This is a genomic window from Nesterenkonia muleiensis, assembly GCF_003600155.1.
GTDB classification, from domain to species: domain Bacteria; phylum Actinomycetota; class Actinomycetes; order Actinomycetales; family Micrococcaceae; genus Nesterenkonia; species Nesterenkonia muleiensis.
This window is the reverse complement of record NZ_QWLD01000026.1, coordinates 1-3,343: the sequence shown is the minus strand read 5'-3', so window position 1 is coordinate 3,343 and position 3,343 is coordinate 1. Positions and strand designations below refer to the sequence as shown.

General features: G+C 56.3%; 3 protein-coding genes. 2 read left to right on the top strand and 1 reads right to left on the bottom strand.

What is annotated here, in order from left to right; translation table 11 throughout:
• Positions 1-250: 250 nt before the first annotated feature.
• Entirely contained in the window at positions 251-394 is a 144-nt protein-coding gene (locus DVO78_RS17515) for a hypothetical protein (RefSeq protein ID WP_157983935.1), read from the bottom strand.
• A 150-nt stretch (positions 395-544) separates the two neighbouring features.
• On the opposite strand from DVO78_RS17515, the gene DVO78_RS07965 reads away from it, so the two are divergent.
• Both DVO78_RS07965 and DVO78_RS07960 read left to right on the top strand, forming a co-directional pair.
• Positions 545-1,501: a virulence RhuM family protein/type II toxin-antitoxin system death-on-curing family toxin gene (locus DVO78_RS07965; protein ID WP_120004289.1), complete on the top strand. Its 957-nt coding sequence runs from the start codon at positions 545-547 to the stop codon at positions 1,499-1,501.
• 1,152 nt (positions 1,502-2,653) lie between these two features.
• A complete protein-coding gene (locus DVO78_RS07960) occupies positions 2,654-3,154 on the top strand; it encodes a hypothetical protein (protein ID WP_120004288.1) in 501 nt (166 codons plus the stop codon).
• Positions 3,155-3,343: the final 189 nt, after the last annotated feature.

Genomic DNA, 3,343 nt, shown 5'->3' with positions numbered 1-3,343 from the left:
CCAGACCAAGGGTCTTGCGGAGTTGGGCTACGTCCACCGATTTATTGGAATAGCGTTGCGGGGTGCCCACGAGCAGCCCGAGCAGGTTCGCCTGCTCGGGCTTTTTCGTGGCATTTTTCCTTGAATCAGGCCAGGGTCCGAGATCTTCAGAGAACGCGCACCAGAAGGTCTGACATGTTTTTACTCGACCCAACGGATGAGGTCCAGATACGCCCAGCCATGAGAACTGTAGAGCGCCTTTGCGGCGTCGTTATCCGATGCGACGGTGAGGCAGAGCAGTTTGCACCTGGGCCTGGTCGAGGACGGCGTCGTGCAGGGCGGCTCCGAGACCCCTGATGGGATGATCCTTGATCTGAACATCGATGATCCCCATGGACCATCGTGCACCACTCATGGTGGCACCCAATGTGCTTGGCGAGTCCTCTGGCCTGGAATGCTGGAATCGTCCATTGACCCAGCGTGCATCTCGCACCCTGACGGTAGGCTCCAAGGAGAAGCCGATCAGCACATCATTCGCGCGAGCGGCGCGAGGGAGACCATCCTTATGACCACAGCATCAACACCAGACAGTGAGATCCTGCTCTATGCCTCAGAGGACGGCGTCACACGCGTTGACGTCCGGTTGGAGGGCGAGACCGTGTGGCTCACCCAGCCGCAGATCGCAGAGGTATTCGGCACCAGTCGCCAGAACATTGACCAGCACATTCGCAACGTCTATGAAGAAGGCGAACTCGAAGAGCAGGCAACATGCAAGAAATTCTTGCAAGTTCGTCAAGAAGGCAGCCGTCAGGTCCGGCGAGAGATCCCCCACTACAACTTGGACATGATTCTCTCGGTTGGCTACCGAGTGAAGTCTGCCACCGCGACGAAGTTCCGCCTCTGGGCAACCGAACGGCTCAAGGAGTACTTGGTACAGGGCATTGCGATCAACCAGCAGCGCCTCGAACAGCTCGGCTCGATGGTCGAGATATTGCAGCGTTCGCCAGATGGAGTTGTTGGCGGTGTTGCCGAAGTGCTCGGCCGCTACCTTCCGAGCCTACAGCTGCTCCAGCACTACGACGAGGGTGACCTCGGCCTGCCCGAGGGAACGACTCCACGCTGGAAGCTCACCTACAAGGAAGCGCGTGCCATCATTGACGAGCTTGCAGGCGAATTCCCGGAGAACACACTATTCGGCAAAGAACGCGGAGACGGACTCAAAGGCATCGTCGAAGCGATCTACCAGAGCTTCGCCGGCCAGGACCTCTACCTCAGCGCCGAAGAGAAGGCTGCAAACCTGCTTTACCTAGTCATCAAGGACCACCCGCTCTCAGATGGCAATAAGCGCTCCGCGGCTGCACTTTTCGTGACGTTCCTCAGCCGCAACCAGATGCTCGAAGAAGCCAACATCTCCAATAGCGCGCTAGTCGCGATCACCCTGATGGTAGCCATGAGCCATCCGCAAGAAAAAGACCTGATGATCACCCTAATCATGAATATGCTCACCACCGCCAAGGGCTAGGAGTAGAGAGAACTGCAGAAGCAGTTCAACTGAGAATAACCAGCCGTGCGGCTACTACTGCACGTAGTCTTTCCACTCACCATACTGCTCAAAGATGGTCCGACCTGCTGGACCGCTTGACGCGCCCTCCATGGTGACATCCCAGCTTCACACATTTCTCGGGTCCAGTCGCTTTCCGGTAGTCCGTCTGGAACGTCCAATTGGCTCACCCCTGACGCTCCTTGGCTAAACGTGATACCTGATTGTTAGCGGCCCTGAAATACCGCCCGTAGGCGGCCACGGAATTGCCTACTGACGGCCAGTAGAACTGCCGATGGTGGCCATGAAATCTGCCCACCATGTCCTTGTATGTTTCCTGCCGCTTACGCGGTGGGGCCCTCTTTCTGGGGTTTGACTGCGGTGTCCTAGATCGCATCGCCAGCTCCGGTCTCGTGCGGAACGTCTAGTCGGCGGGCATCTCCACACACACAAGGCACCTGATCCATGCTTCAGGTCTTGGGTGGATACAGCTCCTCGCCAAGGCCGGCGGCCCAGGCATGTCAGTAACCAACGACCCCTCAGCATTTTCCGGATTTTCCGGCCCGGGACCAAACTGACACCCGGCGGAGCCCGCTTAGATTAGTCTGGAACTCGACCCGAATTCGGATGGCTCGCGTCAGCTGACGGGAACTGCGGAATGTCATCAAGGAAGTCGATTGCGGTTGAGGAACCCCGCAGTGTTGCCGTAACCCAGCGCGCCGTCGCACCGCTGTCAGATCTCATCAGCTTGGATATTGATAGAAATGGTTCAGCGTTGCCATCAACAGGATTTATAACTTCTGCATCCATTTCAAGATATCGCAGTGAGACACAGGAAAGATGATGAAAACGCCAAGTTTGCCTAATGCGGCACACGGCGAGAAAGATGGGGGAGCCCAGATGAAAGAAGCATTCGCGCAAACCACTAACGCTAAAGAGCGAAGTGGTAGGTGTACGCCGTTCGCGGCGATTGCAGTCGGTATTACTGCTCTCACTGCCTGTGGGAATAACACCGAAGCGTCTACTCCGCCGAACGACCTGCCACCATCAACAACTGCAGAAGCTCCAGATGTTGATGCTAGTGCCTCTGAATATAACGGCACTGCCTAACCTGGCACTAGCGAGGTAGAATTTGTGACTGGCGAAGAGATTTCAGAGTCAGCCATGCCGGTGTCAGCGGAAGACCTGAATCTCGATGAACTTGAGCGGATAGAGACGCAGCTTCGCCCAGAACGCGCTAACGAACTTCTAGAGCTATTGGGAAACTCAGAGGATTGTGCTGTTACGTTGCCAGACGAAATCTGTATCGATATGGAGAATGAGCCCGAAGGATTGACCGGCGTAGGTTGGCGGCGAACAATTTTAAATGCCGATCAGAAAATCATCGATTTCTGGAAAAATATGCCCCCGGGGGGGACACTCCGGGTCCAGCAGTCTGGGCTCAAGCAGATGCCGCATATAGAGACGACGGTGACCACTGGGTGTATTACACAGTTTGGTTTGATGAAGAATAACTTTAACCCTAGCAATGTTCGGAGAGCCTCGCTAAACCTCGCGAGGCTCTTTATTTTTGCCCTCTTGGGCTATCAGCAGCCAGGACGGGCGGCAGTGCCCGCCGAATACTCACCACATTGACCCCGAATCGCTCAGCCAGCTCTTTGCGCCGCACGCCATCGGAAGCAAGTCTGCGAACATCAGCCTTGGCCTGATCGCTCAGACCACCTCGCCCGTCCCTCGCCTGGATGCCATGACGATTCAACGCTTGTCGCACCGTGGCTCTGCGGACGTTGACCTTCCGGGAGATCGAGGTGATCGACGTTCCGG